General features: G+C 68.5%; 24 protein-coding genes. 10 read left to right on the forward strand and 14 right to left on the reverse strand.

The window, feature by feature from the left end:
* The first annotated feature begins 7 nt into the window (after window positions 1-7).
* Window positions 8-1,078 (forward strand): HEAT repeat domain-containing protein, encoded by a 1,071-nt coding sequence (locus KOD61_RS06175; protein WP_215220158.1) that lies wholly within the window; start codon window positions 8-10, stop codon window positions 1,076-1,078.
* A complete protein-coding gene (locus KOD61_RS06180; RefSeq protein ID WP_215220159.1) occupies window positions 1,075-2,475 on the forward strand; it encodes a glycosyltransferase family 2 protein in 1,401 nt (466 codons plus the stop codon). The genes KOD61_RS06175 and KOD61_RS06180 overlap by 4 nt, the downstream gene beginning before the upstream one ends.
* Before the next feature lie 15 nt (window positions 2,476-2,490).
* On the opposite strand, the gene KOD61_RS06185 is transcribed toward KOD61_RS06180, so the two are convergent.
* From KOD61_RS06185 to KOD61_RS06195, 3 genes are read right to left on the reverse strand one after another with little or no spacing between them, the layout of a single operon-like run.
* The gene (locus tag KOD61_RS06185) at window positions 2,491-3,300 is read right to left on the reverse strand and encodes a ferredoxin--NADP reductase (RefSeq protein ID WP_215220160.1); all 810 of its coding nucleotides are present in this window, start codon (window positions 3,298-3,300) and stop codon (window positions 2,491-2,493) included.
* 44 nt (window positions 3,301-3,344) lie between these two features.
* A complete protein-coding gene (locus tag KOD61_RS06190; RefSeq protein WP_215220161.1) occupies window positions 3,345-4,610 on the reverse strand; it encodes an App1 family protein in 1,266 nt (421 codons plus the stop codon).
* A 6-nt stretch (window positions 4,611-4,616) separates the two neighbouring features.
* Window positions 4,617-6,347: an ABC1 kinase family protein gene (locus KOD61_RS06195; protein ID WP_407074584.1), complete on the reverse strand. Its 1,731-nt coding sequence runs from the start codon at window positions 6,345-6,347 to the stop codon at window positions 4,617-4,619.
* Between the two features lie 211 nt (window positions 6,348-6,558).
* On the opposite strand from KOD61_RS06195, the gene KOD61_RS06200 reads away from it, so the two are divergent.
* The 3 genes from KOD61_RS06200 to KOD61_RS06210 all read left to right on the forward strand — a co-directional run bounded on the left by KOD61_RS06200 (window position 6,559) and on the right by KOD61_RS06210 (window position 9,749).
* Window positions 6,559-7,122, forward strand: coding sequence for a DUF488 domain-containing protein (locus KOD61_RS06200; RefSeq protein ID WP_251370676.1), 564 nt, complete (start codon window positions 6,559-6,561; stop codon window positions 7,120-7,122).
* Window positions 7,123-7,372: 250 nt separating this feature from the next.
* Complete coding sequence (locus tag KOD61_RS06205) at window positions 7,373-8,848, forward strand: SulP family inorganic anion transporter (RefSeq protein ID WP_456307129.1); 1,476 nt, start codon at window positions 7,373-7,375, stop codon at window positions 8,846-8,848.
* 10 nt (window positions 8,849-8,858) lie between these two features.
* Window positions 8,859-9,749: a universal stress protein gene (locus tag KOD61_RS06210; RefSeq protein ID WP_251370677.1), complete on the forward strand. Its 891-nt coding sequence runs from the start codon at window positions 8,859-8,861 to the stop codon at window positions 9,747-9,749.
* Between the two features lie 9 nt (window positions 9,750-9,758).
* Here the strand turns inward: KOD61_RS06210 and KOD61_RS06215 are convergent, their stop codons facing one another.
* Together KOD61_RS06215 and KOD61_RS06220 are read right to left on the reverse strand one after the other, a co-directional pair.
* Complete coding sequence (locus KOD61_RS06215) at window positions 9,759-10,493, reverse strand: BON domain-containing protein (protein WP_215220165.1); 735 nt, start codon at window positions 10,491-10,493, stop codon at window positions 9,759-9,761.
* A 97-nt stretch (window positions 10,494-10,590) separates the two neighbouring features.
* Entirely contained in the window at window positions 10,591-12,471 is a 1,881-nt protein-coding gene (locus KOD61_RS06220; RefSeq protein ID WP_215220166.1) for an ABC transporter ATP-binding protein, read from the reverse strand.
* 151 nt (window positions 12,472-12,622) lie between these two features.
* Between KOD61_RS06220 and KOD61_RS06225 the strand changes: the two genes are divergently transcribed.
* The 4 genes from KOD61_RS06225 to KOD61_RS06240 all read left to right on the forward strand — a co-directional run bounded on the left by KOD61_RS06225 (window position 12,623) and on the right by KOD61_RS06240 (window position 16,496).
* The gene (locus KOD61_RS06225; protein WP_215220167.1) at window positions 12,623-12,817 is read left to right on the forward strand and encodes a hypothetical protein; all 195 of its coding nucleotides are present in this window, start codon (window positions 12,623-12,625) and stop codon (window positions 12,815-12,817) included.
* Window positions 12,818-12,886: 69 nt separating this feature from the next.
* Window positions 12,887-13,996 carry a DUF3182 family protein gene (locus KOD61_RS06230; protein WP_215220168.1) on the forward strand — a complete coding sequence of 370 codons (1,110 nt, stop codon included), beginning with the start codon at window positions 12,887-12,889 and terminating at the stop codon, window positions 13,994-13,996.
* A complete protein-coding gene (locus KOD61_RS06235) occupies window positions 13,993-14,799 on the forward strand; it encodes an alpha/beta hydrolase family protein (RefSeq protein ID WP_215220169.1) in 807 nt (268 codons plus the stop codon). Before KOD61_RS06230 ends, KOD61_RS06235 begins: the two co-directional genes overlap by 4 nt.
* Window positions 14,800-14,933: 134 nt before the next feature.
* Window positions 14,934-16,496: a fumarate hydratase gene (locus tag KOD61_RS06240; RefSeq protein ID WP_215220170.1), complete on the forward strand. Its 1,563-nt coding sequence runs from the start codon at window positions 14,934-14,936 to the stop codon at window positions 16,494-16,496.
* A gap of 97 nt (window positions 16,497-16,593) precedes the next feature.
* Here KOD61_RS06240 and KOD61_RS06245 read toward each other — a convergent pair whose 3' ends face one another.
* The 7 genes from KOD61_RS06245 to KOD61_RS06275 all read right to left on the reverse strand — a co-directional run bounded on the left by KOD61_RS06245 (window position 16,594) and on the right by KOD61_RS06275 (window position 23,191).
* Window positions 16,594-17,550: a patatin-like phospholipase family protein gene (locus KOD61_RS06245; RefSeq protein WP_215220171.1), complete on the reverse strand. Its 957-nt coding sequence runs from the start codon at window positions 17,548-17,550 to the stop codon at window positions 16,594-16,596.
* Window positions 17,551-17,624: 74 nt separating this feature from the next.
* Entirely contained in the window at window positions 17,625-18,839 is a 1,215-nt protein-coding gene (locus KOD61_RS06250) for a phospholipase A (RefSeq protein ID WP_215220172.1), read from the reverse strand.
* Window positions 18,840-18,861: 22 nt separating this feature from the next.
* Entirely contained in the window at window positions 18,862-20,169 is a 1,308-nt protein-coding gene (locus KOD61_RS06255) for a mechanosensitive ion channel domain-containing protein (RefSeq protein WP_215220173.1), read from the reverse strand.
* Between the two features lie 8 nt (window positions 20,170-20,177).
* Window positions 20,178-21,443: a phospholipase D-like domain-containing protein gene (locus tag KOD61_RS06260; RefSeq protein ID WP_215220174.1), complete on the reverse strand. Its 1,266-nt coding sequence runs from the start codon at window positions 21,441-21,443 to the stop codon at window positions 20,178-20,180.
* Window positions 21,444-21,554: 111 nt separating this feature from the next.
* Window positions 21,555-22,040 (reverse strand): DUF456 domain-containing protein, encoded by a 486-nt coding sequence (locus KOD61_RS06265; RefSeq protein WP_215220175.1) that lies wholly within the window; start codon window positions 22,038-22,040, stop codon window positions 21,555-21,557.
* A gap of 103 nt (window positions 22,041-22,143) precedes the next feature.
* Window positions 22,144-22,617, reverse strand: a complete 474-nt coding sequence (locus KOD61_RS06270; protein ID WP_215220176.1) for a glycine zipper 2TM domain-containing protein — start codon at window positions 22,615-22,617, stop codon at window positions 22,144-22,146.
* Window positions 22,618-22,744: 127 nt separating this feature from the next.
* Window positions 22,745-23,191, reverse strand: a complete 447-nt coding sequence (locus KOD61_RS06275) for a cytochrome c (RefSeq protein WP_215220177.1) — start codon at window positions 23,189-23,191, stop codon at window positions 22,745-22,747.
* Between the two features lie 98 nt (window positions 23,192-23,289).
* Here KOD61_RS06275 and KOD61_RS06280 point away from each other — a divergent pair, with 98 nt between their 5' ends.
* Window positions 23,290-24,090, forward strand: a complete 801-nt coding sequence (locus tag KOD61_RS06280) for a tRNA threonylcarbamoyladenosine dehydratase (RefSeq protein WP_215220178.1) — start codon at window positions 23,290-23,292, stop codon at window positions 24,088-24,090.
* Window positions 24,091-24,123: 33 nt separating this feature from the next.
* On the opposite strand, the gene KOD61_RS06285 is transcribed toward KOD61_RS06280, so the two are convergent.
* Together KOD61_RS06285 and KOD61_RS06290 are read right to left on the reverse strand one after the other, a co-directional pair.
* Window positions 24,124-24,900, reverse strand: coding sequence for a TatD family hydrolase (locus KOD61_RS06285; protein ID WP_215220179.1), 777 nt, complete (start codon window positions 24,898-24,900; stop codon window positions 24,124-24,126).
* A 31-nt stretch (window positions 24,901-24,931) separates the two neighbouring features.
* The gene (locus KOD61_RS06290) at window positions 24,932-25,174 is read right to left on the reverse strand and encodes a DUF6116 family protein (protein ID WP_215220180.1); all 243 of its coding nucleotides are present in this window, start codon (window positions 25,172-25,174) and stop codon (window positions 24,932-24,934) included.
* Window positions 25,175-25,275 lie beyond the last annotated feature (101 nt).

Below are 25,275 nucleotides of genomic sequence, written 5' to 3' on the forward strand. Positions count from 1 at the left end.
CGCGCTGATGTCGGCCTGGTACGACCTCCCGGCGGATCCGGTGCTGCGGGCCGCGTTTTACCTGGCCTGCGGCCTGGCGCTCGTGACCGTGCTGATCATGGTCCAGGTGCTGGTGCTGTCACAGCTCGCCGTGCGGCGGCAGCGGGAACGTAAAGCCTTCACCGCAACGTGGCGGCCCATATTGGCCCTCGCCAGCCTTTCCGGGCAGCCGGGCGAAGTGCCGGCGGCGCCGACCGGGAGCCAGGAACTCTGGTTCCTGATGCTGTGGAACCGCACCCAGCGGCAACTGCGCGGCGACGCCCGTAACCGGCTCAACCAGTTTGCCGTGCAACTGGGGATCGACCGTTGTGCCATCGAGCTGGTACGCGGTCGTGGCGTGCGTCGGCAACTGGTCGGCCTGGCGACGTTGCGCTCCCTCGCCGATGAGGCCCATTGGGACACGATCGTGGCGCTGGTGGAGCACGCCAACCCGTTCCTGTCGCTCGCCGCCGCCGAAGCGCTGGTCGCCGCCGCCCCCGCACGCGCGATGCAGCGGATCCTGCCGATCGCGGCGACCCGCCGCGACTGGGCCATCCTGCGCCTGGCCACCGTCTGCCGGCGTGCCGGCCGCGAGGCGGTCACCCAGGCGCTGTTGCCGCTGCTGCCGCAGGCCGCCGATGCGACATCGCGGCTGTTCGCGATCATCGATTGGGCCGAACCCGCGCGCGTGGCGCCGTGGGCCCGCGATAACCTGGGTGACGAGCGCCCGATCGTCCAGCGAACGTCCGCAACCCGGGTGCTTGGCGAACTGGGCGACCCGCGTGACCGGTCGCTCCTGCAGGCCTTGCTCAGCGACCCGCACCCTGACCTGCGGCTGGCCGCGCTGCGGGCGATGCGCCGCCACTTCTCGTCGGACGATGCCGGGTTGCTGCAACCGCTGCTGGCCGATCCCAGCTGGTGGGTCCGGCAGGAGGCCGCCGATGCGCTGGTCGCGCTGCCCGGCACCTCGCGTCAGTCGCTGGAGTCGCTCGCGCGCGCGCTGGACGACCGATACGGCCGCGACGCGCTGGTGCGCGCGCTGGCGGAGCGTCCGGCATGAGCAACGCGGTGCTCTGGTGGCTGCAACTGGGCTTCATTGGCTATTTCATCGCCCTCAACGGCGGCTACCTGCTGCTCAACCTGACCTCGATGATCAGCCTGCGCCGCTACATGGCGCTGCGCGCCGACCTTGGCGACGAAGCGCCGTACCTTGGCATCGAGCCGGCGATCTCGTTGCTGGTGCCGGGCTACAACGAGGAGGCGACGATCTGCACCTCGGTGCGATCGATGCTGCAGTTGCAATACCCCGATTTCGAACTGGTGGTGATCAACGACGGCTCGCGCGACCGCACGCTGGATGTGCTGATCGAGACGTTCGAACTGGTCCCGTACCCGCAGCCGTTGCGCCGCACCGTCGCGCACAAACCCGTGCGCGGGGTCTACCGGTCGCGTCGCCATCCCAACCTGCGAGTGATCGACAAGGAGAACGGAGGCAAGGCCGATGCCCTCAACGCTGGCATCAACGCCGCACGGCACCGGCTGTTCTGCGCGGTGGATGCCGATTCGATCCTGCAACGTGACAGCCTGTTGCGGGTCGTGCAGCCGTTCCTTGAGGACGAGCGCACGGTCGCCGCCGGCGGCACGGTGCGCATCGCCAACGGCTCCGAGGTGGTGGGCGGGTTCCTGCTGCGCGCCGGCTTGCCGGACACGCTGATCGCGCGCTTCCAGATCGTCGAGTACCTTCGCGCGTTCCTGTTCGGCCGACTGGGCTGGTCGCCGCTCAACGCCGTGCTGATCATCTCCGGTGCATTCGGTTTGTTCGACCGCCAGCGCGTGGTCGATGCCGGCGGCTACCGCACCGATACGGTTGGCGAGGACATGGAGCTGGTCGTCCGCCTGCACCGCTATCACCGTGAGCGCCGCATCCCGTACCGTATCCGCTACCTGCCCGATCCGATCTGCTGGACCGAGGCGCCGGAGGACTACGGCACGCTCGGCCGCCAACGCAGCCGCTGGCAGCGCGGGCTGGCCGAAAGCCTGTCGATGCACGTCGGGCTGGTGCTGGGCGGCCGCGGTGGTGCCGCCGGTTACCTGGCGTGGCCGTTCATGGCGTTGTTCGAGTGGTTCGGTCCGCTGGTCGAACTGGCCGGTTACGGTTTCATGATCGGCGGTTTCGTCACCGGGGTGGTGTCGCCGGCGGCGCTGATGGTGTTCCTGATGGTCGCCATCGGCATGGGCATCCTGCTGTCGGTCAACGGGCTGCTGCTGGAGACGCTGTCATTCAAGGTCTACGGCCGCAAGCGCGACATGCTGTCGCTGTTCGCCGTCGCCGTGCTGGAAAACCTTGGCTACCGCCAGTTCAATACGCTGTGGCGCATCCGCGGCATGTGGCAGTGGTTCACCCGCCGCAAACACCAGTGGGGTGTGATGCGGCGCAGCGGCCGCTGGAGTAGCTGACGGCGCGGCGCGTGCCTACTTCTCGACGAAGGCCCGCTCGAACACGTATTGCCCCGGTGTGCCAATCCGGGGCGCCGCGCTGAAGCCGCGGCCGTCGAGCAACGCGCGGAAGTCGGCCAGCATCTGCGGGCTGCCGCAGATCATCGCGCGGTCGTGTTCCGGGTCCAGTGCCTCGATGCCGAGGTGCTGCATCATCTGGCCGGTCGCCATCATGTCGGTCATGCGGCCACGATGGTCGCGGCCCTCGTAAGTGAAAGCCTCGCGGGTGACGGCGGGGAAGTAGCGCAGCTTGTCGCCGATCACCTCGCCGAGGAACTCGTGGTGCGGCAGTTCCTTCTCTACATAGTCGCGATAGGCAAGGTCGCGGGCGTGGCGCACGCCCTGGCACAGGATCACACGCTCGAAGCGCTCGTAGGTTTCCGGGTCCTTGATGACCGACAGCCACGGCGCGAAGCCGGTGCCCGTGCCCAGCAGGTACAGATTGCGGCCCGGGTGGAGGTCGTGGATCAGCAGGGTGCCGGTGGGCTTGCGGCCGACCAGTACCGGGTCGCCCGGCTTGATGTGCTGCAGGCGGGAGGTGAGCGGGCCATCGGGCACCTTGATGCTGAAGAACTCCAGCTGCTCCTCCCAGTTGGCGCTGGCGATGGAGTACGCGCGCAAGAGCGGGCGCGTGCTTCCATCGGCCTGCTCCACCGGCAGCCCGATCATGACGAACTGGCCGTTGTCGAACCGGAAGCCGTCGTCGCGGGTGGTGGTGAAGCTGAAGTAGTCGTCCGTCCAGTGACGGACGTCGAGCACGGTTTCGGTGCCGAAGGCAGAGGACATTCTGGGAGGGGCAAGGCGTGGGAGCCCGCCATTTTAGCCGAGCGTCACCCGCCGGGCTTGCCGGCACCCGTCGCTGCGTCGACCGAGGCTTCCACCTGCTCCTTGACCTGCGTCGCCGCCTCGTCCGTCGCCGCCTCGCCCGGGGTCGGTCGGGCGCGGTCACGCTGCACCTCGGCGGTGATCGCGGGGATGCGCGCGCGGTCGATCAGGCCGAGCCCGGCTGCATGGTCGGCAATGGCCAGGCTGTCGCGACTGCGCAGCATCGGTACGGAAGTACCGGCGACCTTCTCGATGAAGCTGTCCACCTTTAGGTCGAGCGGGGACTCGGCGCCCGGGTCGACATCGCGGATGTAGATGGCCGCGATGCGGTCGCCGAACTCGCGCGCGGCTTCTGCGTACAGCTCGGCGTCGGCCTGGCCGGAGTCGCCCAGTAGCACCCAGCGCAGGGTCGGGAAGCGCTGGATCAGGGTGCGGGCGCGCTCGAGCTTGTGGCCGTGGCCTTCGGTCTTGATGAACTTGCCGGTGTCGGTGCCCAGGTCACGCAGGAAGATCGGCCCGCAGGGGATCGCGTTGAGGTCCATGAAGTCCTCGAGCAGGTCGTACAGGTTCCACGGCGAGGACGACACGTAGAACACCGGGTGCCGGCCGCTGCGATCGGCGCCTTCCTGCAGGGCCTGGTACAGCTGAGCTACGCCTTCCAGCGGTTTGCGGGTGCGGGCGTTGTGCAGGAACGTCAGTTGCGCCGCGGTCTTCCAGTCGGTGATGGAGCTCTGCAGCACGGTGTCGTCGATGTCGGAGATGATCCCGAAGCCGGCGTCGGCACGGACCTGCATTACCGGCTGTGCGGTGGCCAGGGTGCCGTCGGCGAGGGTTACCGTCGCGTTCTCCCAAAGCGCGTCGGTGGCGGGGGCCGCGCCGGAGGAGGGCTCGAGTGGGAGCGCCGCGGTGTAGTAGCCCTCGTGGTCGCTGACCGCATCCACCGATGCGCCGCGGAAGTGCGCCCGCAGGCCCACACCCGGGACCTCGTCGCTCTCGAAACGGCGGTAGGTGTTGAGCAGGTTGTCCCACCAGGTGTCGTCGTCCTCCGGTCCGCCCAGCGGCTTCTCGGCGAGTACGCGGCCGAACAGCTCGGCGCCGCGTTCGTCGGCGTAGCCGCGGTAGGCGGCGAGGTGGCGGGGTTGGCCGCGTCCCAGCCGGGCATCGAGCCGGCGCCACGCGACGTCCAGGTGGTCATCGGCGTCGATCACCCAGTGTTCCAGCTGGTTGCGGATGGCGGCGGGCCAGCGGCGGGAGGTCGGGGTCCGGTGCATGGTCGGTCAGCGCGGCGCGCGCTCCTCGTGGGGTTTCGCGCGCCGGTCGCTGAAAAGCGCGCTGAACACGATCGTGATGCCCAGTGCGGCGCCGATCAGGAACAGCACGAGCGCGATCGCCGGATAGCCGAACAGCTGTGGCCCGGCGTCAACCTTCATCATCAACGCCGAGGCAAGGATGAGCGCTGCAGTCACGACGCCGGCCGCGACCCGGTTGGCGATCTTCTGCAACGCCTCCAGGATCTGCGAGTCCTCGAATCCGCTGATGCGCACCTGCATGCGGTTGTCGGCGAGCAGGGAGAGCACGTCGGACAACTTTCGCGGCGCGTCGCGCAGCAGTCCGTGCAGTTCGATCATTTCCCCGGCGAGGTTGGCCGGCGAAAGCGACTTGCGCAGCCGCTCGCGCATGACATGGTCCAGGTGGTCCTCGACGATGCGCTTGACGTCCATCTCGGGGTCGAGCGCGTGGCAGACCGACTCGAGGCTCAGCAGCGTCTTGCCCAGCAGGCTGAGTTCGGGCGGCGTGCGCAGGCCGCAGGCGGTGGCGATACGTGTGAGGTCCAGCACCAGCCGCCCCTCCGACAGCGTATGCATCTGCGCCGCGCCGCCGCCGGACTGGTGCGCGGCGTAACGCGAGACCAGCTGGCCGATCTCGCGCATGTAGCGCTCTTCGTCGAAGTCCTCCAGCCGGGTGCCCATCGAGATGGCTTCGCCGGCGACCTCCTCACCGCGCCCGTCGACCGCGGCGAACAGCAGCTTGAGCAGGTGGTCGCGCTGGCGCGGGGGCACGTGCGCCACCATCCCCAGGTCGAAGATCGCCAGGCGGCCGTCGGGCGTGACCAGCAGGTTGCCCGGATGCGGATCGGCGTGGATCTCGCCGTACACGAACGTCTGGTCTAGGTAGCCGCGCATCAGTGCCTCGGCCAGGTTCTCCAGCGGTTCCTCGGCGCGGCGCATGCCACTGATGTCGGTGACCTTGGTGCCGGTGACCAGGTCCATGGTCAGCACGCGGGTGCGGGTCAGGTCCCACACCGGCGCCGGGACCGTCAGCTCGGGGTAGGGTTCGAAATGGCGGGCGAAGCGGTCCAGGTTTTCCGCCTCGGTGCGGTAATCGAGTTCGGCCAGCAGGGTCTTGCGGAACTCGTGGACCCAGTCGCCGAAGCGCATGCGGCGGCCGAGGCGGGTGGAGTGGTCGACCCGGTCGGCGATCGACGCCAGCGCGTCGAGGTCGGCGCGGATCTGTTCGACCGCATGCGGCCGTTGCACCTTCACCGCGACCTCGCGGCCGTCCCGCAGGGTCGCCCGATGCACCTGTGCCAGCGAGGCGCAGCCCAACGGGGTCTCGTCGAAGGTTGCGTAGGCCTTGTTCAGTCGCACACCGAGTGCGTCCTCGACCGCCTGGCGGATGACCGGGAACTCCACGGGCGCGACGTCGTCCTGCATCCGCTCGAGGGCTGCCAGGTACTCGGGCGGCACCATGTCGGGCCGCGTCGACAACGCTTGGCCGATCTTGACGAACGTGGGGCCAAGCGCCTCCAGGTCGCTGACAAACTGCTCGGGGCGCCCTTCCGTCTGGGGCGGGATGCCGTGCTCGGCCGTGGCCGCGTCGAGGTCCAGCCCGCTGAAAACGCCCGCGTTCCGGTACTTGAGCAGGAACCGCAGGATCTTGGCCGTCCGCGCGAGCCCGCCCTCCGGCACGTACTCGCCCGCTTCCCGGGCCTGCGGTCCGTCCTGCAATCCCTGCGTGTCGCGGGCATCGTCCGCACCGGTGCCGGCGGCGGTCCCGGGGGCGGTCCCGGTGGCGGCGTGGCGGGCGTTTCCATCGTTGACGGGTTGGCTCATTTCAGTCTCCACGGGGGCCCACGGAGCCTAGCCCGCCGCGCGTCAACGCCACTTCACCGCAGTGCTTCGGCGTGCACTTCACGTCTGCAGCGGCACGATGCCGCCCATGGACGATGTCGCCGCCGGCACTGGCACGCTGTGGACGATCGGCCACTCCACCCGGGAGTGGACGGTGTTCACGGCGATGCTGTCCGACGCGGGCATCCAGGTGCTGGTCGACGTGCGCCGTTTCGCCGGTTCCCGCCGCAACCCGCAGTTCTCCGGCGAGACGATGGCGCGGACACTGCCGGAGGCCGGTTTCCGCTACCTGCCAATGCCCGACCTGGGCGGGCGGCGCAAGGCCGACCCCGACACCCGCAATACCGCATGGCGCAACGCGAGTTTCCGCGGCTATGCCGACTACATGGAAACCCCGCCGTGGCAGGCCGCCTGCGGCCGACTGGCGGAACTGGCCGCACGCGAGCGGGTGGCGATCATGTGCGCCGAAGCGTTGTGGTGGCAGTGCCACCGCGGGTTGATCGCCGACCGCTTCAAGGCCGACGGCTGGCAGGTGATGCACCTCACCGCACCTGGTCGCAGCGAGCCGCACCCGTATACCTCCGCCGCCCGCATCGTCGATGGCGAACTGGATTACTCGGCGCCAGAGCCCCCGCAGGCCTCATTGTTCTGAGCGGCGTTGCGCCTCCCCTGTAGGAGCGGCGTGAGCCGCGATCGGCTGTAGCGTGGGCGGGTCGATTTCAGATCGCGGCTCACGCCGCTCCTACAAGGGCTTGGCACGCGCGTCCGGTAGCCGAACCCGGCGAGCAGCCGCGGCCCGCGCACGCGCGACGCTACAATTGCGCCCCCCGCGCCGCAGTCGCGCCCGCCCTATGCCGTCCACAGCCCGGACGCAGGAGTGCTCTTTGATTGATGCCCCACAGCTGCGCCAGGACTGGCTCGGCAACGTACGCGGCGACGTGCTGTCCGGCCTGGTGGTGGCCTTGGCGCTGATACCGGAGGCCATCGCGTTCTCCATCATTGCCGGGGTGGACCCGAAGGTCGGCCTGTATGCCTCGTTCTGCATCGCGGTCGTCATCGCCTTCACCGGCGGCCGCCCGGCAATGATTTCCGCGGCGACGGGGGCGATGGCGCTGGTCATGGTCGACCTGGTCGCCGACCACGGCCTGCAGTACCTGCTCGTGGCGACTCTGTTCACCGGAGTGCTGCAGATCATCGCGGGTCTGCTGAAGCTGCCGGCGCTGATGCGGTTCGTATCGCGCTCTGTGATCACCGGCTTCGTCAACGCGCTGGCGATCCTGATCTTCATGGCGCAGCTTCCGCAACTGATCGGCGTGCCGTGGATGGTGTACCCCATGGTGGCCGGCGGGCTGGCGATCATCTACCTGTTCCCGCGCATCACCCGTGCGGTGCCGTCGCCGCTGGTCGCGATCGTGGTGCTGACCGTGCTGGCGCTCACCACCGGCATCCGCGTGCCGACGGTCGGCGACATGGGCGAGCTGCCCGACGCGCTGCCTATGTTACTGCTGCCCCAGGTGCCGCTGACGCTGGAAACGCTGCTGATCGTGCTGCCCGTGTCCGGCACGCTGGCGGTGGTGGGCTTGCTGGAATCGATGCTGACCGCGCAGATCGTCGACGACCTGACCGACACCCCCAGCGACAAGAACCGCGAAGCGCGGGGGCAGGGCATCGCCAACATCGCGTCGGGCCTGCTGGGTGGCATGGCCGGCTGCGCGATGATCGGCCAGTCGGTGATCAACGTGAAGTCCGGCGGGCGCGGCCGGCTCTCGACGCTGGTGGCCGGCGTGTTCCTGCTGGTGCTGGTGGTGTTTGCCGGGCCGTGGGTGGCGCGCATCCCGATGGCGGCGCTGGTGGCGGTGATGATCATGGTCTCGATCGGCACCTTCAGCTGGTCGTCCATCCGCGACCTGCGCAAGCACCCGCCCACGTCCAGCATCGTGATGATTGGCACCGTCGTGGTGACGGTACTGACGCATGACCTCGCCAAGGGCGTGCTGACCGGGGTGCTGCTGTCGGCGCTGTTTTTCGCGCGCAAGGTGGGGCAGGTGCTGCATGTCGCTTCGGTGTCGGCCGACGCGGGACGGGCACGCCACTACACCGTGACGGGGCAGGTGTTCTTCGCCTCCGGCCAGGATTTCATCAACCGCTTCGACTTCAGGGAAGCCGTCGATCGTGTTCTGATCGACGTCAGCGGCGCGCACTTCTGGGATTTGACTGCGGTAGGTGCGCTCGACAAGGTGGTCATGAAGTTCCGCCGCGAAGGCGCGCAGGTGGAGATCGTTGGTCTCAACGAGGCCAGCGCGACGCTGGTCAGCCGACTGGGCGTGCACGACAAGCCCGGTGCCGAACGCCTCATGGGCGATGCCGGCAACCACTGAGGAGTCCGTGATGAGCGCAGTTCCCGGCAGTTCCCCGCACATCCACGCCGGCGGCCGCGTTCTGGCGGCGATCGACGCTTCCGCCTACACCGAGAGCATTTGTCGACACGCTGCCTGGGCCGCGACGCGGCTGGGCGCGCCGCTTGAGATTGTCCACGTCATCGACCCGACGGAGCAGACCGCGCCCGTCGATCTCAGCGGCAACTTGGCGCTGGGCGAGCAGGAGACCCTGTTGTTGCAGCTCAGCGCGCTCGACGAGGAGCGTTCGAAGTTGTCACGGGAGCGTGGCCGCCTGCTGCTGCAGCAGGCCCAGCAGTTCGCCGCCAGCGCCGGCGCCGATGCAGTGGTCCGGATGCGACACGGCGGGGTGTCCGACACCCTGCTGGAGTTGGAAAACGACGTGCGCCTGTTCGTGGTCGGAAAGCGCGGCGAGCATGCCGACTTTGCCCGTGGCCACCTGGGCAGCGAGGTGGAGCGCATCGTTCGCTCGGTGCATCGGCCGCTGCTGGTCGCTTCGCGCGAGTTTCGGCCGGTCAAGCGCGCGCTGATCGCCTTCGACGGCAGCGCCACCACGCGCAAGGCCGTTGAGATGGTGACTGCCAGCCCGCTGTTTCGTGGACTGCAGGTCCATGTGGTGACGGTGGGGAAGGGCGACCCCGGCGCCAGCGCGGCCGGGCTGGACTGGGCCCGCGGGACATTGGCCGATGCCGGTTTCGACGTGACCGCCCGCGCGATCGCGGGCGAACCCGAGGACGCCATCGCCGCCTACGTGCGCGACGAGGCCGTGGACCTGCTGGTGATGGGGGCCTACGGCCACTCGCGCATCCGGCGCCTGATCGTCGGCAGCACCACCACCGAGATGTTGCGCAACTGCCAGATCCCGGTGCTGTTGCTGCGCTGAGGGCAGGACCTACTTCTTCCGCGCCTTGTCACCCGCCTGCGTGTTGGCGACGTGTCGTTCGGGCGCTTCCGATTCGGTGCCCGCGCGCCCAACCCGAACCGCATCGTCCGACAACGGATCACTGATCCGGCCGGAACTCGAAAACGCGCTGCCGACCTGGTTCTCGCCGCTGCGCACGCCTTCTCCGGGCGGCCCGAACGACGACGAACCGTTGTCGACCCGGATGCGGTTCTCGATCTCGCGCACACCGCGCACCTCGTCGGCGATGTCCTCGGCCAGGTGCTTCATGCGGCGCTCCGGCACCTCGCCGGTCAGTGTCACCACGCCATCCTCGACGATCAGCAGGATCTCGGTCGCATCCAGGGCCTCATGCTCGGTCATGCGGTCGATCAGCTCGTCGACGATGCTCGCGTCGGGGCGGGTGTAGTTGCGCGGGCCTCGCCCGCTGTGGCTCACGCCACGCGAATGCCGGCTGGTGTTGGCATACTCCGACCCGCCGCGTCCGTGCCCGCTCTGCGCGTGCCGGCCCTGGTCCTCGCCGTAGCCGCCCTGGTTGAAGTCGGCGTTGGGGAACTGGTGGGTGAAGTCGCCCCAACCGCCCTGGCCTTCGTAACCGAACGAGTCGTTCTGGCCCGACGGCGCACCCCAGCGGCGGTTGGTCGCCGATGGCATGTCGCGGTATTGCCGCTGGCGCGGGTCGAAATCCTGGTCGCGGCGCGGGCCGCTCGGGTTGCCTCGGTTCATCGGGGGGAACTCCGCTGACGGGGAGTTCCAACGCTAGACCCGGCATCGTTAGCGCGGCGGCAATGATGCGTTTGCCGGCCGCACCACGGCCGCAGGCTCAGCGGTACCCGGCCGCCTGCAGCTCGAACAACTCGGCATAGCGCCCGCCGGCGGCCATCAGCTCGGCGTGGGTGCCGCTGGCCTCCAGGCGGCCGTCCGCCAGCACCAGGATGCGGTCGGCCATCCGTACGCTGCTGAACCGGTGGCTGATGAGCACCGCGGTGCGCTGGTCGGAGAGCTCCTTGAAGCGCTGGAACACCTCGAACTCGCTGCGCGCATCCAGGGCCGCGGTCGGCTCATCAAGGATCATCACCTGGGCGTCGCGCATGTACGCGCGGGCGATCGCGATCTTCTGCCACTGGCCGCCCGACAGGTCCACGCCGGTCTTGAAGCGGCGGCCGATCAGCTGGTCATAACCCATCGGCAAGCTTTCGATCACGCCGTCCGCCATGGCCCGGCGTGCGGCCTCGCGGATGCGCACCTCGTTGTCCATGGCATCGATCTGGCCGACGCCGATGTTCTCGCCGGCGGTCAGGTGGTAGCGCACGAAGTCCTGGAAAATCACGCCGATGTTGGCGCGCAGGTCGTCGAGGTCGTAGTCGCGCAGGTCCCGGCCATCCAGCAGGATGCGGCCCTCGTCAGGGTCGTAGAGGCGGGCCAGCAGCTTGACCAGCGTGGTCTTGCCGGCGCCGTTCTCGCCCACGAGCGCCAGCACCTCGCCCGCGCGCAGCTCGAAGTCGAGTCCGCGCAATGCCCACTTCTCGGCGTCGGGATAGCGGAAGCCGACGTTCTCGAACACGAAGCCCTGGCGGATCGGCTTTGGTACGGGCAGCGCGTCCGCGGGGGAGACGATCTCCGGTTCGATCTCGAAGAACGAGAACAGGTCCTCCAGGTAGAGCGCCTGCCCGGCGACCTGCGAGAACCCGACCAGCAGTCCTTCCAGTAACTGGCGCAGGCGCCGGAAGCTCGACGCCAGGAAGGTCAGGTCACCGATCGTGAAGTCGCCGCTGACCGTGCGCCAGGCGATGTACGCGTACGCGATGTAGTAGCCCAGCGTGCCGAGCGCCGCCAGCAGCGTGCCCCAGAACGCGCGTCGCCGCGCCAGCGCACGGTTGGCGCGGAAGAACCCGTCGGCCAGTACCCGGTAGCGTTCGATCAGGTACTTGTGGAGGTTGAAGATCTTCACCTCCTTGGCCGTCTCGACGCTGGCACCCATCTGCCGCACGTACTCCAGCTGGCGCCGTTCGGGTGTCCAGGCAAAGTTGAGCGAATACCCCAGCGCGTTGAAGTGCGACTCGCCGACGAAGGCCGGGATCAGCGCGATCGCCAGCAGCAGGATCAGCCAAGGGGCGTAGACCAGCAGGCCGATCGCGAAGCTGACCACCGTGATCGCATCCTGCACTTGGCCGAAAAGCTGGCTCATCAGGTTCATCCGGCCCATCGTCTGCCGGCGCGCGCGGTCCAGCTTGTCCTGCAGGTCCGGGTCCTCGAAGTCCTCAAGGTCGAGCGTCGCCGCATGCTGCATCAGCCGGATGCTGGTCGCGTTGGTGAACAGCTCCGACAGCAGCGAGTCGCCGTAGCTCACCAGCCGGCCCAGCAGGTCCGACACGATCGCCAGGGCGAACTCCAGCGCCAGCAGCCACAGCAAGGTGTCGAGCACGCCCGCGCGCCATGCCGCCTCCAGCGTGTCGAAATCGACCCCGACGCCGACCAGCCGCACCGCCTCGTCGATGATCAGCTTGCCGATGTAGAGCGTGGCGATCGGCAGGAACGCGCGCACCACCCGCAGCCCGAGCGTGGCGATGGTGAGGGCAGGGCTGGTGGCCCAGATCTGGCGCAGGAACGGCGGCAGGTTGCGCAGCGCGTTGAAGCGGTCGCGCAGGCTCGGCTTTGCCTGCGGTCCGGTGGGGGAATGCGTGGAAGCGGGTGAAGACGGCATGGATCGATTCTGCCCAGTCAACTTGATGAACGCATGAACGCCAATGATTTCCTGTCGTGTAGCTCACCAGTGCGTAACCGCACCGATGCTTATCTGGCCCTGCAACCCCGCCGGCGTGCCGGCAACTCCCTCCCCCCAAAGGAGATACACCGTGAAAGACCGTCAGAACCAGGACAACCAGAGCCAGAACCAGAATCGCACCCAGGGCCAGAACCAGGGCCAGCAGGCGCAGGGCCAAAACCAGGGCCAGCGCACCACCAACCAGGCCCAGGATGGCAACCAGCAGGGTCAGCAGGGCCAGCAGCAGGGCAAGCAGAGCCCGGGCCAGGACCGCAACCAGCAGTAACCCGATGTTCTTCTCCCAGGAGCACTACGCCCCGGCTGGTTGCCGGGGCGTTTCCTTATGAGCTCGGTGATGAGCGCAAAGACCGCGGTCTACCTGTTGCCCGCGGCGGGTCGCGCCGGCGCGCGCGACCACACGGCATCGACCCGGCATGATCTTGCCCAACGGCTGGCCGCAGTGCTGGGCCACGAGTTTCGTGGCGACTACGACCCGACCGCTCCGTTGCCCGGGGGTCCGTGCTATTTCATCCCGGCCGACACCCTGTGCGCTGCCGAGGCCGAAGCGCTGGGTATCCACGGCGAGCACGACCTGTTCGGTGGCGTCGTGCCGCACCCGTTTCTTACAACCAAGACGATCAGCCATCCCGCCATCGGCCCTGACGCACGCGTGCCGGAGGGCTGGTCGCACGCCCTGTGGCAACACATGGGTGATGCGGTGTTGCCTGGATTCTCTGCATTCACGCCGGCCGACGTGCGCGAGGCCGGCCGGCGGCTACTGGGCCGCGGCCCGGTGCGGTTGAAGCTGGCAAACGGGATTGGTGGTAGCGGGCAGAGCACCGCGGCTGACACTGCGGAACTGGATGCCGCGATCGCCGCCCTGGACCCGGGAGATGTGCACCGCCATGGCGTCGTGGTTGAGTTGAACCTCGACGCGCCAGTGACCTACAGCATCGGCTGCGTCACCGTCGGCAATTGGCAGATCGCCTACCACGGCACCCAGCAGAACACCGTCGACCACCGTGGCAACGAGGTGTACGGCGGTTCCGACCTGGACGTGGTACGGGGTGGCTTCGATGCACTGCTCCAGCTCGACCTGACATCCGCCCAGCGGCTCGCGGTCGAGTACGCGATGCGCTACGACGCCGCCGTGAGCCGCGCCTATCCGGGATTTTTCGCTTCGCGGCGGAACTACGACGTCGCCTCCGGCACTGACCGCACTGGTGGGGACCAGTGCGGGGTGCTCGAGCAGTCGTGGCGCATTGGCGGCGCCAGTCCGGCCGAGATCGCCGCGCTGGATGCATTCAACCGTGATCCGGCGTTGCACCGGGTGCGCGTCCAATGCTGCGAGCGTTACGCCGACCAGCCGCCGCCGACGGGTGCCACCGTGCATTACCGCGGTGATGACGGGCAGGCCGGCATGCTCTGCAAGTACAGCCTGGTCACGGAGCGCCACGCCGCATGAGCATCCGCTTGGACACCGTCGAGATTCCGGTCGCGCGCCAAAAGCTGGAGGGCACCGTGCTGTCGCCCACCACGCAGTTCCCGGGCGTGCTGTTTGTCCACGGCTGGGGTGGCAAGCAGGAGCACGACCTCAGCCGTGCGCGCGAGGTTGCCGGCCTTGGTGCGGTGTGCCTCACCTTCGACCTGCGTGGCCACGAGCGCAATGCAGGCCAATGGGAGACGGTCAACCGCGAAGAGAACCTGGCCGACCTGTGCGCGGCCTACGACTGGCTGGCGGCCGAACCCAACGTGGACCCGGGCGCGATCGCGGTGGTCGGCATCAGCTACGGCGGTTACCTCGCGTCGATCCTGACGACCCACCGCGACGTGCGCTGGCTGGCGCTGCGGTCCCCGGCGTTGTACCCCGATGAGGGCTGGGAGCTGCCCAAGCGCAAATTGCACGAGCAGAACGACCTGGACGCCTACCGTCGCAGCCGCATCCACTGGCGCGACAACCGGGCGCTGGCGGCTGCGGCCGGGTTCCGCGGCGACGTGCTGGTGGTGGAGGCCGGCAACGACGAGGTCATCCCGCACCAGGTCATCGAGAATTTCGTCGCGGCCTTCCAGCAACCCCGTTCGCTGACCGCACGCAGGCTGACCGGCGCCGACCACGCGCTGACCGAGAAAAGTTTCCAGAGCGACTACAACGCCGTGCTCGTGAAGTGGCTGACCGAAATGATCGTCGGTGCCCGCGCGGGCGACGCGGCGTCGGAGGTCGAGCGCCACAAGCAGGCGACCTCCGGACACGAAAGCGCGCGGCATTGACCGTGCCATGCCGACATGTGCCGCCGCTGCGCGGGCAGCTGCCAGCGGATGGCCTCCGGCGCATGACGGCTTCCAATGCCCGGACCGGGGGGCGCCGGTAGAATGGGCGGGTTTTCCGCCATCCAGTGCCCGCCGTGAACCTTTCCGCCCGTCCCGCCGCGTTCCCGTCCACCCGCCAGCCGGTCTCGATCCGCCAGGCCGACCTGATCCAGTCGGTGGCCGATGCGCTGCAGTACATCAGCTACTACCACCCGGTGGACTACATCAAGAGCCTTGCCGCCGCTTACGAGCGCGAGGAGTCGCCGGCGGCGAAGGACGCGATCGCGCAGATCCTGATCAACTCCAGGATGTGCGCCGAAGGGCACCGGCCGATCTGCCAGGACACCGGCATCGTCACCGTGTTCCTCGAGATCGGGATGGACGTGCGCTGGGACGACGCGACCATGAGCGTCGAGGACATGGTCCACGAGGGTGTGCGCCGCGCCTACGCGCATCCCGACAACAAGCTGCGCGCGTCGGTCCTGGCCGACCCGGCCGGCAAGCGCGTCAACACGAAGGACAACACGCCGGGCGTGGTCAACGTCAAGGTGGTGCCGGGCAACACGGTTGATGTGATCGTCGCGGCGAAGGGCGGTGGCTCGGAGGCCAAGTCGAAGTTCGCGATGCTCAACCCGTCCGACTCGATCGTCGACTGGGTGCTCAAGACCGTGCCGACCATGGGCGCCGGCTGGTGCCCGCCGGGCATGCTCGGCATCGGCATCGGCGGCACCGCCGAGAAGGCGATGCTGCTGGCGAAGGAATCGCTCATGGAGCCGATCGACATCACCGAGCTGCAGGCGCGGGGGCCGTCCAACCGCGCCGAGGAGCTGCGGCTGGAGCTGTACGACAAGGTCAATGCGCTCGGCATCGGTGCGCAGGGCCTGGGAGGCTTGACCACGGTGCTCGACATCAAGGTCAAGGATTACCCGACCCACGCGGCCAACCTGCCGGTGGCGCTCATCCCCAACTGCGCGGCGACGCGCCATGCGCACTTCACCCTCGACGGCAGTGGCCCGGTGATGCTGGATCCGCCCTCGCTGGCGGACTGGCCCGAGCTGACCTACAGCCCGCAGAACGCGCGCCGGGTGGACCTGGACGCGGTGACCCGCGAGGACGTTGCCAGCTGGAAGCCGGGCGAGGTACTGCTGCTCAACGGCAAGCTGCTGACCGGTCGCGACGCCGCGCACAAGCGCATCGTCGGGATGCTGGACGCGGGGGAGCCACTGCCGGTCGACCTGCGCGGGCGCTTCATCTATTACGTCGGTCCGGTCGACCCGGTCCGTGACGAGGTCGTCGGCCCGGCCGGCCCGACCACGGCGACGCGCATGGACAAGTTCACCGGCCAGGTGCTGGCGCAGACCGGCCTGCTGGGCATGGTCGGCAAGGCCGAGCGCGGCCCGGTCGCGCGCGAGGCGATCCGCGAGCACCAGTCGGCCTACCTGATGGCGGTTGGCGGCGCGGCGTACCTGGTGTCGAAGGCGATCAAGGCCGCGCGCGTGGTGGCGTTCGAGGACCTCGGCATGGAGGCCATCTACGAGTTCACCGTGCAGGACATGCCAGTGACGGTCGCGGTCGACAGCACCGGTGCATCGGTGCATGAAAGCGGCCCGCGCGAGTGGCAGGCCCGCATCGGAAAGATCCCGGTGGTGGTGGCCTGAGGTGCAACCCCGTCACTTCGCGGTAGGAGCGATGTAAGTCGCGATCTGTACATCGCCCCGGAGTTGGGCGGGTCGCGCGTCGCTCCTGCGAGAGTTCCTACAGCCGCGCCACCAGCGCCTTGAGCTTCCCGCGCGTGGCCTCCTGCTCCAGGTAGCCGGTTGCCAGCGTCTCCAGGGCGGCGATGTTGGTGGCGCTGGTGTCGTCGAGGTCGTCCAGGCCGACCAGCAGCTCGGCCTGCATCCGGCAGTAGGCGTCTCCCACGAGTTGCCGGGCGATGTAATCAACCGAGTCGGCGTTGCCGTCGAACAGCACGTCAATGATCGGCACCGCCCACTCCAGCGCGCCCCATTCGCGCGCGGACTGCAGCGGGATCGGGCGGTTGCGCTCGCCGGTACCGATCGACAGCACCACGAGGTTGCCGCAGTGGCTGATCTGGCGGTCGTGCCGCAGCGCCTCGGCGATCGCGCAGGCGGTCGGGTTGTTGGCGACGATACCGCCGTCGATCAGTGACGACGCGCGGCCGCCGATGGTCATGCCGTGCGCCGGGAAGTAGGTCGGCGCCGCGGTCGAGGCGCGGCAGATCTCCCACACGGGCAGGTCACGGTGCTCGGGATGGAAGCTCTTGAAAACCACCGGCTTGCGCGCCAGCGTGTCGTAGGCGGTGATGACGGTGGGCACCGGTAGCTGGCCGAAGGTGGTGTTGCCGAACACCTCGCGCAGCACCTTTTCCAAGCCCTTGCCGTCGTACCGGGGTGCCGACGGGCCGGCGGTAAACAGCCGGGTCGCGCGCGACCAGAGCCGGCCGGTCATGCCGGGGAAGATTTCGTGGCGGCGCGCCTTGTAGAGCTCGCCCATGGCGTCGGGCGAAAGGCCCACGCCGAGCCCGCAGGCGATGATCGCGCCGGTCGAGCTGCCGGAAACGAGGTCGAAGTTCTTCAGCAGCCCGGGCTTGCCGGCCTGGGCCAGCACGTCCTCGACCCCGCCCAGCCAGATGCAGCTGACCAGCCCGCGGATGCCGCCGCCGTCGAGCGATAGGATGCGTCGTGCCTGCATGGCGTGGTTCCTCCTTCGGGTAGACGGCTGCAGCCTAGCGCAGCGACGTCACACCTATTGAGACGCCTGCCGCGTCAGAACCACTCCAGCAGCGACACGCCCAGCCCGATGTGGGTGGCACGGTGGTCGTAGTCGATCAGGCTCTCTCCGTAGCCGTCGAACACCTGCACGTGGCCGCGTAGGGTGCGTGTCAGCGGGAAGCCCCAGTCGAACTGCACCGCGCCGCGCGAGTCGTCGCCGCCGCGCAACGAGTGGCGTGCGGTCAGTGCGAACTCGTGGCCGTTACGCACGTGGACGAGGGTGGCGTCGCCGCGGCCGATGTAGTTCTCGATGCCCGGGTTCTCGTCCTCGTCACTGTCCGACAAACGCCACCACGGGCGCAGCGTCAGCGCCCAGTCGTCGCGGTCCAGCCCGATGTTGACTATCACCCGGTTCCAGCTGCGCGACAGCGGGTCGGCCCGGCCGTTGGACTGGTGGTTGATGCCGATCGCGGCCATCCGCCCGCGCCAGCCGCCGATGCTGTAGCCGGTGCGGAACACCAGCAGCACCTCGGGCTCGTAGTTGGACTCGCGGAAGGGCCGTGACGCCTCGCCGCCGTTGTAGACCTGCCACCGCGAACTCTGGGTGTAGCCCATCCAGATGTCGCCGTTGTCGCCGAACAGGTTCTCTACCGCCTTGGTCTTGAAGCTCAGCTGGAACTTCGCCTCGGTGTCCTTGAGCGACTGGGAGACCGGCGGTGCGTCCGGGGTCGAACTGGTGGGCAGTTCGTTCGGGTTGTCCGTCCACACCGCCGGAAGCAGGTACACCGGCTTGTAGGCGCGGAAGTTGAAGATGCCCAGCTTGGAGTCGCGCGCCAGTTCCCAGCGGCTGTCGAGCAGGCTGCCCTTGCCGGCGTTGGCGATGCGCGCCTCGAGCGACGCCAGCACCGGCTCGGCGCTGTAGAGGTCGCTTGGGACGCGCCGCTCGTCGTCGGGCTCGGGGAAGGCGTCCGATTCCAGGCGCTCGTACTTGGCGATCGTCGCCTTGGTCTCCTTGGCGCGGATCGCCGCCGCATCGGCGGTCGCCGGGCTGTCGCTGGCCCGCCGGTGGACGGCGTCGTAGCAGGCCAGACGTTCGACATCGATCTCGATCCGGCTGCAGGCTTCGGCCGTGGGCAACGCGGTGGTGCCGTCCTGCGCGGCAGCCAGCGGCACGGCGAGCGCCAATGCGGCTGCAAGGATCGCCACCGCTGGACGGCGGCTGCAGGGCAAAGGCGCGCGGGGGATGCGGCGGTCGGTCGCAGGGCTCATTCCAGGGTTCCGCGGAGGGGTTTCAGATGAGGTTATCGCCGGACAGCGCCCGCTGCTCGGCGGCAAGCTGGGCGTCGATGTCCCGGTTGACCGAAGTGTCGCAGTCGGCCGGGTCGTTCTCGACGGAGGAGGGCACGCGCGGTGCGGCGCCGGTGTCCGGCAACTGGTGGACGAACTGGACCGAGCGCGGCCCTTCGATGCCCGCTTCGGCCAGTGCCGATTTGACCTGGCGAATCGCCTCGCTGCGCGCGCGGCCCAGGTCGGTGCTGCGCTGGTCGACCCAGCCGAAGAACTGAAGGTCGATGCCGACACCCTCGTATCCGCGGACCTGCCACGAAGGCCCGGGGTCCGCCAGCACGCCCGGAATGGCGGCGACGCGCGCCAGCCCGAGCTCGCCCGCGTCGCCAACCGACTCGCCGGTGTCGATCGGGATCACGAAATCGAAGCGGCGGTTCGGGTTGCGGGTGAAGTTGAGCACCACCGACTTGAACACCAGCGCATTGGGCAGGCTGAGGTGGTTGCCCTCCATGGTGACCATGATGGTCGCGCGCGAGGTCAGCGCCGCTACCTTGCCCTCGAAGCCTTCGATCCGCAGGTGCTCGCCCGGTGCGAACGGCCGGCGCAGGCTCAGCAGCACGCCGGCGACGTAGTTCTCGGCGATGTCCTTGAACGCGAAGCCCAGCACCAGCCCGAGTACGCCGGCCGAGCCCAGCACGGCACCGACCAGTGCGGTCGCGCCCAGCAGGTCGAGCGCGATCAGTACGCCGATGAGCAGCACGATCCACTGCACCAGCCGTCGCACCAGTCCGTCCAGGTAGGGGTTGTCCTCGCCGAGCCGGTTCACCCGTGCACGCCGACCGAGCCAGCGGCCCACCCACCAGGCCAGGCCGACGATGGCCAGCGCGACCGCCAGCAGTGGCGTTGCCGCGAGCAGGCGTACCAGCTTGCCCGTCACCTGGCGCACCGCGGCATCGAAGCGGTCCGAAAGACGTGTACTCAGTTCGACCTGGTTCTCGACGGCCTCGACACCGGGCTGCTGGCTGGCGATCTGTGCGGCCAGCACGCGGTCCTCGACGTCGATGACCTGGCCATCGAGCCGGGCCACGCCGTCGCGGACGGTGACGGTCACGCCTTCCAGTCCATCGATGCGCTGCAGGCGCCGTGCCAGCGACTGGCTGGCCGCGAGTTCGGTGGATGTCTCGACCGTGGCCACCACGTCGTCGACCGTGCCCGGGGTGGCCGGCGCAGGCGGTGCGGCGGCCGCGGCGAACGGCAGCGCCGCCATCACCAGGGAGAGCACCAGCGCCGCTACGATCTTCAACGGTCCCATCAGGTCTCCTACAGTTGCGACTTGATCGGCAGCAGCACGCGCTCGGCGAGCTTCTCCTTCCACGGGCGCTGCTGCCACATCTCCAGCGTATAGCGCTTGGTCGGCTTGAGGTCCTGCTCGAACGTGCGCGTCATTTCCTCGGCGAATGCGTGGTCGTAGACGTTGAGGCTGGCCTCGTCGTTCAACCGGAAGGAGCGGATGTCGAAGTTGGTCGAACCGACCGAGACCAGTTCCTGGTCGATGATCAGCAGCTTGGTGTGCAGCATCGTCGGCTGGTATTCGTAGACCTCCGCCCCCGCGCGCAGCAGCGGTCCCCAGCTGGCCTTGGAGGCCACCCGGACTGCGCTGGAATCGATGTACTCGCCCGGCAGCAGGATCCGGATGCGGACCCCGCGTTCCAGCGCGGCCAACAACGCACCCATGATCAGCTCGTCGGGCACGAAGTACGACGCGGCCAGGTCGATGGAATGCTCGGCCGCGGCGATCGACATCAGGTACATCAGGTGCATGCTCTCGCTGCCGCCGGCCGGGGAAGCGATGAACAGGTGCGCGTCGGCATCACCCGCCGGTTGCAGCGGCGGGAAGTACTTCGGTCCGTTGAGCACCTCGCCGGTGGTCTTGATCCAGTTGTCGTTGAAGGCGGCCTGGATCTGCGCCACCGCCGGGCCTTCGATCCGGAAGTGCATGTCGCGCCAGTGCTCGGGGTCCTGCGCCTTGCCGGTCCACAGGTCGGCTATGCCCACGCCGCCGGTGAACCCGATCCGCCCGTCCACCACCAGCAGCTTGCGGTGGGTGCGATTGTTCATGCGACTCAGGTTGTACCAGTGGAGCGGACGGTAACGCTCGACCTCGACCCCGGCGTCTTCCATCTGGTCCAGCAGCGATTGATCCATCTTGATACTGCCGACCCAGTCGATCGTGACGTGGACCGGGATGCCGGCGCGGGCGCGCTCGGCCAGCGCCGCGGTGAACTCCTCGCCGATCTCCCCGGACCAGTAGATGTAGGTCTCGAAAGTGATCGACACCTGCGCGCCGCGGATCGCCTCGAGCATCGCGGGGAAGATCTCCACGCCGTTGTCGAGCGCGGTGATCCGGTTCCCGGGCATCACCGACGGCCCCATCATCACCGACATCTCGCGGCGGAACTGGGGGTCGGAGATCGCGTAGTGATGCTCGATCTTGCGTTCGAGTTCCTTCTCGGGGGTGGCGAAGTTGAGTGCCAGTACCACCAGCAGTGCGGTCGCAAGGACCGTGAACACGATAATTGCGGTCATGCGCTTGCGGCTCCAGCGTGGCATGGGCTTCCCCCGTTCAGACGGCGTACTCTGGGCTGAAGGTGAACAGCGCGACGTGAAATCGCGGTCGGCCGTCCCGGCGCATCCCGTTTAGACGAACCAGGCGAACGCGAACAGCCCGAGCATCGCGAACGCCAGCCCGATCTTCAACACGGTCCCGACCAGGATCCCAAGCCAGGTCCCTACGCCGACTCGGGTCGCCTTGCCCACCTCCCGCCCGTGGATGAGCTCGCCCGCCAACGCGCCGACGAAGGGGCCGGCGATCAGGCCGATCGGACCGAAGAACAACCCCGCGAAGGTGCCTATGACCGCGCCGACCACCGCCAGCCGGCTGGCGCCGACCCGCTTGGCGCCCATCGCGGTAGCCAGGAAGTCGATCCCGAGGGACAGCAGCGTCAGCGCTCCCAGCAGCACCAGCATCCCGACACCCACCTGTTCGAAACCGCCGGCCCAGGCCGCCAGCAGCATGCCGCCGAATACCAGCGGAAGGCCGGGCAGGGCGGGCAGCACGGTGCCGGCCACGCCGACCAGGATCAGCACGGCGGCAATCACGTAGTACAGGGTCTGCATGTCCATCGGGTTTCCTTGGGCGGTTCGTGCGCAGCCTAGCCGGCAATGCCACGCATACGAAGAGCCCGGCATTACGCCGGGCTCGGTGGTCGCTGGTGTGCGAGGTGGATCAGCGGACCCAGGCCCGTCCGTTGTAGACGCGCACGTAGGTGCCGACGCGGATGCCGCCCAGGTCGTCCTGGGTCACGGTGGTGGTACGGCCGTCATCCATGCGCACATACACGTTGTAGCGGTCACCCTGGACGCGGTTCTGGATGGCGTTGCCGGCGACCGCGCCGGCCACTGCGCCCGCAACGGTCGCGGTGTTCTGGCGACCCTTGCTTTCGTCATCGGCGAGCTCGCGCCCGGCGGCGGCGCCCACCAGGCCGCCGAGGACGGCACCGGTGGCATTGGGCACGTTGCTGCCGCCACCGACCTGTTCGATCCGGGTGACGGTGCCGCAGTCGTAGCACGAGGCGGTGGTGCCATAGCCCGGCGACGAGGTGCCGTAGCCGGAGTTGCTGTAGCCCGGGGTGGCGCAACCGGCAAGCGCCAGGGAGGCGGACGCGGCCACGCCGAGCAGACGAAGACTCTTCGTATTCATTTGGATCTCCTGCATGGAGGGGCGGTGGCGTGTCGCCACGCGCCAACGCTAGGCGCGCCGTCGTGAATACGTGATCAACCCGTCGGGAGTCGTTCAGCCTCCGGACGGGCGATCGCGTGCCGCTACGTCAGCCGCGGAAGTCCTGGTGGCACGCCTTGCAGGCCTGTCCGATCGCGCCAGCGGTCTCGCCAAGGGCGACGCAGTCGCCCGGCGGCGACGCCATCGCGGTGTCCAGCGCACCGCGCAACTGGCTGGAGGCCTTGGTGAACCGCTCGTCGTCGCGCAGGTCGGGGAATGCCGGGTCGATATCGTTCGCCATCACCCGCAGCGCCTGCAGGTGCGGCAGGCTGTCGGTCGTGGCGCAGCGGTTCTGCTCCACCGCGTCCCGCAACTTGCCCAGGTGCCAGCCCTGCACGTGCATCACCGCGCCGGGGAACGGATCGGACCGCGCCTGGATGGCGCGCATCGCCATGACCGTGCATACCGCGCCGATCACCAGGCCGAGCAGCAGCAGGGCGATGTACTTGGCGCCATTGCCGTGGGTGTCGGGGCGGGTGGTCCGTGGTTCACTCATGGCGGGGCTCCGTGGGGTTGAATGCGCACGGATATATAGCACGCAGGTCGCGGCGCGACGCGCCGTGTCCCGGTGGGACGTCCCATTACAATGTCGCGATGGATGCACCCGAGCTCGACCCCGCACTGCGGGAACGCTTTTCCGGTATCGACCGCCTCTATGGCGCCGGTACCCTCGCGCGCCTGGCCGGCAGCCGCGTGGCCGTGGTCGGCATGGGAGGCGTGGGGTCGTGGGTGGTCGAAGCGCTCGTGCGCAGCGGAGTGGGGCACCTGACGCTGATCGACGCCGACGACATCTGCGTGTCCAACAGCAACCGGCAGTTGCCGGCGCACACGGGGCAGTTCGGCCGTGCCAAGGTCGAGGCGATGGCCGAACGCTGCCGCGCGATCAATCCGATCGTGCAGGTGGTGGCCGTGCCGGTCTTCCTGGTGTCGTCCAACATCGAAGCGCTGCTCGACGACGGGTTCGATCTGGTGCTCGACGCCTGCGACAGCTTCCGCAGCAAGGTAGAGCTGATCGCCTGGTGCCGACGCCGCAAGCTTCCCTTGGTGGTGTGCGGTTCGGCCGGTGGCCGTATCGACCCGACCATGGTGCGCGTACGCGACCTGTCGCGTACCGAGCACGACGCGATGCTGGCACTAATCCGCAAGAAGCTGCGCAGCGAGTTCAATTTCCCCAAGAGCCCAAAGCGCTACTTCGGTGTGCCCGCGGTGTACTCGCTCGAAAACGTGCGCTATCCGCAGGCCGACGGCACCGTGTGTGGCATCCGTCCGGCCGTCGATGGCGATGCGGCCCTCAAGCTCGACTGCGGTAGCGGACTGGGCGCAGCCACGCACATCACCGGCGCCTTCGCGTTCGCAATGGTAGGGCGTGCGCTGCAGATGCTACTGAAGGACTAGGGCGGCCTGACCGGGCCGCGCCTGTGGGTTGCCTCAGGGCTTTGGAGCTTCGGGCAGGCGGAACAGCCGTTCGGCGTTTGCGGTGGTGGCTGACGCCACGATCTCCGGTGCGACCCCGCGCAACGCGGCGATCGTTTGGAGCACGGTGGTCAGACGGGAAGGCTCGTTGCGTTGGCCCCGGTGCATCGCGTCGGGCTGGTCGGGCGCGTCGGTTTCCAGCAGCAGCCATTCGATCGGCACCTCCGCCGCCAGGCTGCGTAGCCGACGCGCGCGTTCGTAGGTGACCGGCCCGCCGAGCCCGAGCAGGAACCCGTTGTCGGCGAGCTGCTCGGCCTGCTGGCGGCTGCCCGAGAAGCTGTGCACCACGCCCCGGAGCCCACCAATCCGGCGGATCGCCGCCAACACGGCATCCACCGCGCGCCGTGCATGGACGATCACCGGGAGGTCGAAATCACGCGCCAGCCTCAGTTGCGCGTCGAAGTACTGCAACTGCGTGTCGTGGTCGAGTCCCTCGACAAAATGGTCCAGCCCGCATTCGCCGACGGCCACCGGGCGCTCCCGCTCAAGCCAACGACGCAGCTCGGAGAGGTGGACCTCGCGATGGGATGCCAGGAACATCGGGTGCAGGCCGTACGCCGGATGGAGCCCGGCATCGTCCGCGCAGATCTTCCTGAGCTTCGGCCAGCCGGCAGCGTCGATCGCCGGAACCACCTGGCGGAGCACGCCAGCGGCCCGGGCGCGGGCGACTACCTGCGCGCGATCCGGATCGAACCCGGGGGTGTCGAGGTGGCAGTGGGTGTCGACCAGCATGGGCGCCGCGTGCCGCAGGCAGTAACGCGACTCAGCGCCGGCGCGCGTCGCCGTCGATCACGTCTCGCTCGGCTTTCGCCGAACCCGGCTCCTTGCGCTTCTTCCAGTTGGCCAGCAGCAGCGTGCCGAGCCCGAGCAGCAGCTCGTCGACGAACGGCACCATGTCCGGCACCAGCATGTCGAGGACGAACAGCGCCGCGGCCACCATGAACAGACGCGGATAACTCAACTTGCCGAGGAAACGCATCAGCGGGGCGAGCAGCAGGGTGCGCATGGCGGGATTCCCATGTGGAACGACGTAATTGCAACGTCGATCACGCTAGCACGCGCATTTGTTTATGGCGCGAACAGGAAATTGTTAAAGAATTGGCAACC

It is taken from the genome of Lysobacter luteus, from assembly GCF_907164845.1.
Taxonomy (GTDB): Bacteria; Pseudomonadota; Gammaproteobacteria; order Xanthomonadales; family Xanthomonadaceae; genus Novilysobacter; species Novilysobacter luteus.